Source organism: Draconibacterium sp. (assembly GCF_041583095.1).
Classification (GTDB): Bacteria; Bacteroidota; Bacteroidia; order Bacteroidales; family Prolixibacteraceae; genus Draconibacterium.
The window spans coordinates 1-6,334 of the sequence record NZ_JBFHGM010000287.1 but is presented as its reverse complement, the minus strand read 5'-3'; the positions used below and the strand labels follow the sequence as shown (position 1 = coordinate 6,334).

The 6,334-nt window shown below is 41.2% G+C and carries 6 protein-coding genes; 3 read left to right on the top strand and 3 right to left on the bottom strand.

Annotated elements, in window-relative coordinates; all coding sequences use genetic code 11:
- Together ABZB17_RS19205 and ABZB17_RS19200 are read right to left on the bottom strand one after the other, a co-directional pair.
- Positions 1 to 542: Ig-like domain-containing protein (locus ABZB17_RS19205; RefSeq protein ID WP_372652636.1), on the bottom strand; the 542-nt coding region annotated here is incomplete at its 3' end.
- A 209-nt stretch (positions 543 to 751) separates the two neighbouring features.
- Positions 752 to 1,777 (bottom strand): LacI family DNA-binding transcriptional regulator, encoded by a 1,026-nt coding sequence (locus ABZB17_RS19200; protein ID WP_372652634.1) that lies wholly within the window; start codon positions 1,775 to 1,777, stop codon positions 752 to 754.
- Between the two features lie 121 nt (positions 1,778 to 1,898).
- Between ABZB17_RS19200 and kduI the strand changes: the two genes are divergently transcribed.
- The 3 genes from kduI to ABZB17_RS19185 all read left to right on the top strand — a co-directional run bounded on the left by kduI (position 1,899) and on the right by ABZB17_RS19185 (position 4,927).
- Entirely contained in the window at positions 1,899 to 2,741 is an 843-nt protein-coding gene (kduI, locus tag ABZB17_RS19195; RefSeq protein ID WP_372652632.1) for a 5-dehydro-4-deoxy-D-glucuronate isomerase, read from the top strand.
- Positions 2,742 to 2,770: 29 nt separating this feature from the next.
- Complete coding sequence (locus ABZB17_RS19190; RefSeq protein WP_372652629.1) at positions 2,771 to 3,568, top strand: gluconate 5-dehydrogenase; 798 nt, start codon at positions 2,771 to 2,773, stop codon at positions 3,566 to 3,568.
- A 93-nt stretch (positions 3,569 to 3,661) separates the two neighbouring features.
- Positions 3,662 to 4,927, top strand: coding sequence for a DUF4861 domain-containing protein (locus tag ABZB17_RS19185; RefSeq protein WP_372652626.1), 1,266 nt, complete (start codon positions 3,662 to 3,664; stop codon positions 4,925 to 4,927).
- Between the two features lie 136 nt (positions 4,928 to 5,063).
- On the opposite strand, the gene ABZB17_RS19180 is transcribed toward ABZB17_RS19185, so the two are convergent.
- On the bottom strand, positions 5,064 to 6,334 hold a 1,271-nt coding region (locus ABZB17_RS19180; RefSeq protein WP_372652623.1), incomplete at its 5' end, for a GH92 family glycosyl hydrolase.

Below are 6,334 nucleotides of genomic sequence, written 5' to 3'. Positions count from 1 at the left end.
CCATCGTTATCGCTGTCGATATCAAAATTGTTCGGAACACCATCATTGTCGGTATCCAGTCCTATTCCATCCAAATAATCGGGTAGGCCGTCGTTATCGTTATCCAGGTCAGCGTAATTAGGTATGTCATCCAGATCGGCGTTTTCTATGATTTGAATAAATACTCTGGCTTGGGCACTGTATTCATTTTCAGTAATTTCTTTAATGTAATAGTCGAAACTAATTGTTCCTTCACATTTATCCGGTATCTCCAACCTGAAATGCCCGTTTTTTTCCATTGACAGCTTACCCTCTTTTGGTGAGGCTGCAAATAAAATTTCGATCCTGTCTCCATTAGAATCGTAATCGTTCCCAAGTACATCTCCGTAAAATATAAGATTGTATTTGGCGGTTAAAAGAAAAGTATCGTTTTCAGCTATGGGAGGAACGTTCAAACCGTCATCATTGTTGGTAAGATTCGATGCTCCTTGAGTTGTATATAAACTACAAAAAAAGAAAACCAGGAGCACGCCTGCGTTCCATATTTTGGCTCGTATTTTCAAAACGGGTTTGTATTATTCAAATATACGCAGATAATGAGGGCTTTAGCGAATAGAAATTGCTGAAATGGTGGAGTGAAAGGATTGTTTTTAACAGGCGTTTTACTTAGTGGGGCTAATCTTTATTGTGTTGTGTGTAAGAGAATTGTGCAAAAAATATCTGTTTTGCTGAGTGTAGGCTAAGGAATTGAGAAGGTAAGCATGTAATTGTGTTATTTTTGTTGTGATGAATTTCGAACAATCAGTTCTGTTTCCATCATTATCGTTTCGTAGTTTTTGGGTTTTGTTTTGCTGCCAATTTGTTTAATGAGCAGCTCAGCTGCCTTTTGGCCCATTTCAAAACCGGGCTGTTTTATTGTAGATATTGATGGTGTTACCAATTCGCTAAACGGTTCGTTACTAAATCCTACAATCGCAATATCATCGGGCACCTTAATGCCTTTTTCATTTAAATGAATGATAGCACTCAAAGCGGTGGTGTCGTTGGCACAAAAAATGGCGTCGGGTCGTTCTTTCGTTTTCAGAATCTTTTTAATGGCATTTAGTCCGTCTTCGCGGGTAAGGCTGTTATGCAAAATCTGGTTTTCGTTAATTTGCAATCCGGCATCACTAATTGCCTTCCGGTAACCGGCTTCGCGTTTTGCGTAGATTTGCAGGTTAAGTGGCCCTCCAATATGTGCAACTTTTTTTCGTCCCTGCTCTATAAGGTGCTGTGTGGCCCGGTAGGCACCGCCAAAATCATCGACAACAATTTTATGCGCCGGGATTTCGTCCACAATCCGGTCGAAAAATACCAGCGGAATATTTCTTTCCGAGAAAAGTTTCAGGTGATCGTACGACTGAGTTTCCATACCGATCGATAAAATCAAACCATCAACACGGTTTGCAAAGAGAGTGTGTGCAATGGTACTTTCTTTCTCCAGATTATCGTTTGACTGTGAAATGGTAACGGCAAATCCTTGGTTGTAGGCCACATCTTCAATTCCGGAAATTACCGATGAAAAAAAATGGCGGTTGATTAGCGGAACAATAACACCAATAGTATTGGTGCGTCGGGTACGCAAATTAGCCGCCATTACATTAGGCCGATAACCCATTTCTATTGCCGCTTTTTTAATCTTGTGTCGTGTTGCTTCACTAATCAAAGGGTTGTCTTTTAAAGCACGCGAAACTGTGGAAGCCGAAATATTCAGCTTTTTGGCTATATCGTGAATTGTAATTTCCGGTTTTTGCGCCATTTGTTGTCTTATTTACGGCAAAGTTAAGAATATTTTTTAATCAATGCAATCGATTGCATTTCTGTTTCTTTCTTCTTACATTTGCACAATTAAATGGTTTAAGAATTAAAAAATAAATACAATGGCAACAATTTATGAAAGAAGGTATGCTTATCATCCTGAGGATTTTAAGAAATACGATACAGAAAAAATAAGAAAAGAATTTTTGGTGGAAAACCTGATGGAAGAAGGTAACGTTCGTATGGTGTATTCATCAATCGAGCGTTACATTGTTGGTGGTGCTGTACCGGTAAAAGACGAACTTCCTTTGGAAACCATCGACCCCTTGAAAGCTGCCTATTTTTGCGAGCGTCGCGAAGTGGGGGTAATGAATGTTGGTGGCACCGGAACCGTTGTAGTTGACGGCACAGCGTATAAAATGAATTACAAAGATGCTTTATATATTGGACGTGGTAGTAAGGAAGTCATTTTTAAATCAGATGATGCATCAAAACCTGCTCATTTCTATTTTAATTCGGCACCGGCACACAAAGAATACCCTACCAAGCAAGTAACGCTGGCCGATGCGAATGTACTGCATCTGGGAAGCCTTGAAACTTCGAACGAAAGAAATATTAACCAGCTGATGATTAACACAGTTGTTGATACCTGTCAGTTGCAAATGGGAATGACTGAGTTGAAACCCGGTAGTGTTTGGAACACTATGCCGGCGCATCAGCATTCCCGCCGTAATGAGGTATATTTTTATTTCGAAGTTCCCGAAAATCAGGCTATCTGCCATTTTATGGGTGAGCCACAGGAAACACGTCATATCTGGATGAAGAACGAACAAGCTGTTATTTCTCCTGAATGGTCGATTCATTCGGCTGCCGGCACTTCAAACTACATTTTTATATGGGGAATGGCGGGCGAAAATCTCGACTATACAGATATGGATGTAATTCAACCTCAGGAATTACGCTAAAACTTTGTTAATCAATTAAGAAAAAAAGAATGATACAAGAATTATTCAGCCTAAATGGAAAAGTAGCCCTAATAACAGGCGGAACTCATGGTATTGGAATGGCCATTGGAAAAACATTGGGTCAGGCCGGTGCAAAAATTTGTGTTAACGATATTTCAGACGAGAAACTGGAAGAGTGTAAGGCCGAATATGCCAAAGCAGGTGTTGATGTATACACCCTGAAATTTGATGTTACCAACGAGGAAGCCGTTGATAAAGGAATTTCTCAAATTGAAGCAGAGGTCGGTGATGTAGATATTTTGGTTAACAATGCCGGAATCATCAAACGTATTCCAATTCTGGATATGCCGGTTGCTGATTATAAACAGGTTATTGATATTGACCTTGTTGCACCTTTGATTCTTGCCAAACGAGTTGCGCCGAAAATGATCGAAAAACGTGCGGGAAAAATCATTAACATGTGTTCGATGATGAGTGTTTACGGACGTAACTCAGTATCAGCTTATGCATCAGCAAAAGGAGGTTTAAAACTATTAACCGCAAATATGTGTTGCGAGTGGGCAAAATATAACGTACAGATTAACGGAATCGGTCCGGGGTATATTGCAACGGCGCAAACAGCGCCAATTCGCGAAGGAGGCCATCCGTTTAACGATTTGGTGATGATGCGTACACCGGCTAACCGTTGGGGCGAACCCGAAGATATTGGAAATGCCGCCTTGTTCCTTGCATCGAAAGCGGCTGATTTTGTAAACGGTCAGGTGCTTTATGTTGATGGTGGTATTTTAGCCAATTTTGGTTACGTAAAAGGCGAAAACGATATTTAATAATTAACAAGAAGAATGTGTGTTAGAAACAAAGTTACGGAATGGTTGCTTGTTTCTGATACACTTTTTCTAATCAATAAATCTGGACCTACTATGAAGAACATTTTCCCATTTGGTATTTTATCTCTGATGCTGTTTGCCGCGTGTACACAGCAGGCTGCAATTACTCTGGAAAATCCACTGGCGGAAGAACGAACTGATGAAGTGATCGTATTTTCACGCGAAGAAATTGCCGCTAAAATAACTTTGCAGGAAGGCAAACTACCGGTTTTTAAAAACGGCGAAAAAACTATTCCCAGCCAGGTTGATGATTTAGACAGCGATGGAACCTGGGACGAAGTAGTTCTGTTGGTAGATATGAAAGCCAGCGAAACCATTGAGGCAACAATCGAATTGGTTGCGGAATCGGATTATCCAAAAGTTGAAAAACGTACTAATCTGCGATTAGGAATTGCACAGGTTGACGGAACTTACAAAGAGGTAGATAAGTATAAAGCAATTCCGGTTAGCGAACCTTTTAAAATTATTGCACAGGGAGAAGGTGTGACCTGGGAGAATGAGAAGATCGCTTTCAGGATTTATTTCGATTGCCGGAATGTAAAAGACCTGTTTGGAAAACGCAAACCGGTAATGGTAGCCGACGATGTTCATACTGCTGCCATACACGATTACCATGTTTTAAACGACTGGGGAATGGATGTGCTGCATTGTGGCAGTTCACTGGGATCGGGTGGCATTGCATTAATGAGAAATGACTCACTGATTCGGCTGGGATCGACTGATGTGTATGAATATCAGAAAATTGTTGAAGGCCCGATTCGTTCGGTTTTCGATTTGAAATATTCGGGTTGGGATGTTGATGGTGAAGAGATGGAAGCTGTGGAGCGCATTACCATTTATCCCGGGAAATACTGGTTTGAGTCGGATGTAACGGTTTACGGATGTTCAGAAACCGACCAGATTGTAACGGGAATTGTTACCTCGCAATTAAAAAAGGAACCGTTCCGGTTCGATGCAGCCAATTTTACCTGTATCGGTACGCACGATGTGCAGTCGCTGAATAACGATGAGTTGGGAATGGCAGTGATTGTGCCTAAAACCGAAGCCGGTAAAATAGGAAGAACTACCAATATCAACTGGTTTAAAGAAGGTGTCAAAACGGTGCCGGAGAAAAATTTTAGCCATGTGATTTCGGAAACGTATTACATCGGTCAAAAATGTAAAGATACCCAAGCTGCGAAACATTATTTCTTTTCGGTTTGGGGATTGGATAAAGACCAGTGGAAAACGGAAGATGGTTTCAGGGAATACATTACTGACGAGGCTAAAAAGTTTTCAGCACCTATTCAAAAGCTGTAGCTTGATCTTGATTAATGTCACACTGAGCGAAGTCGAAGTGTAATCATTCAATCTTCGACTTCGCTCAGATTGACGGATGAAGTACAAATTCAGCAGGTGACTATTTTATAAACACAAGAGTCACCTGCTGAATTTTTTATTTTAAGAACTTCAAAGTTCCCCCTTTTTGCAAATCCTCGTGGTTTATTTTCGTGGCACTTTCTTTTCCGTTTAATTTAACGGAAGTGAATAAGCTTGACGATGTTGCTCCTTCGGCATTTAAAACAAATTTGCCTCCCGGGTAATAATTCTTATCCAGGTTAAGTGTTACCTTTTCAAATATTGGCGACGACAGTTGATATTCGTTGCTTCCGGGGCACATCGGATAAAAACCCATAGCCCCAAAAACGTACCATGCTGAAAGTTGTCCGGCATCATCGTTTCCTGACAGTCCGCCACGTCCTAATCCATATTCTGTACGAAGAATATATTTTACCGTTTTTTGTGTTTTGTCCCACTCGTTGGTGAAATTAAAAAGGAAAGGAATATGATGACTGGGCTCGTTGCCATGCCAGTACAATTTTTCATCGATTAGTTTGTTTAGTTTTTTGCTAAACGCCTCTTCTCCACCCATTAATCCGATCAATCCTTCAACATCGTGCGGAACAAACCATGTGTAATGTTTGGGCGTACCTTCGGTTATAAAAAATTGCTCTGTGTTGGCATTAAAGTCTTCATAAAACCGGCCATCGGCATATTTACCGTTCACCCAGCCCTGGCTTTCATCAAAAACGTTTGAATAGTTGTACGAGCGGGTTAGCAGGTCATTATAATCGTCGGTTTTGCCCAGTTTCTGAGCCAGTTGTGCAACGCACCAATCGTTGTAGGCGTATTCCAGTGTTCGCGAAACCTGTTCGTTGGAGTGAAAAGCATCGGCTACAACATCGTCAAGCGGAACATATCCAAACTGTATATAGGAAGTTAGTGCACGGCGGCCTTTCCCGTCTTTATAATCTTCTTCCTCAGGTGTTTCGTAGGCATTTTTTCGCATAAACTGGTAGGCTTTCTCCAAATCAAAATCAAAACCTTTCATGGCGGCATCGCAAAGAATGGCAGTGCTGTGGTCGCCAATCATTGCCGAGGTGTAATTGTTCCATAGCGGGAAAATGGGCAGCCAGTCACCGTCTTCGGCTTTTGCCACAAGCGATTTTACCATGTCGTTATATTCTTTTGGGGCAATAAGGCTCAACAGCGGCATTTGTGCCCTAAAAATATCCCAGTTCGAGAAATCGCCATAATAGTCAAAATCGCTGTTGTTTTTGGTCTCGTATTGTTTTGAAAAAGCCGGGTAGTCGCCATTTACATCGCTGATTAAACGCGGGTGAAACAGTGAGTGGTATATAGCGGTGTAAAATTTGGTAAGCTCAT

Excerpts from the sequence above, each read along its gene's own strand:
- kduI (WP_372652632.1), top strand. The coding sequence starts at position 1,899 with ATGGCAACAATTTATGAAAGAAGGTATGCTTATCATCCTGAGGATTTT.
- ABZB17_RS19190 (WP_372652629.1), top strand. The coding sequence starts at position 2,771 with ATGATACAAGAATTATTCAGCCTAAATGGAAAAGTAGCCCTAATAACA.
- ABZB17_RS19185 (WP_372652626.1), top strand. The coding sequence starts at position 3,662 with ATGAAGAACATTTTCCCATTTGGTATTTTATCTCTGATGCTGTTTGCC.
- ABZB17_RS19200 (WP_372652634.1), bottom strand. The coding sequence starts at position 1,777 with ATGGCGCAAAAACCGGAAATTACAATTCACGATATAGCCAAAAAGCTG.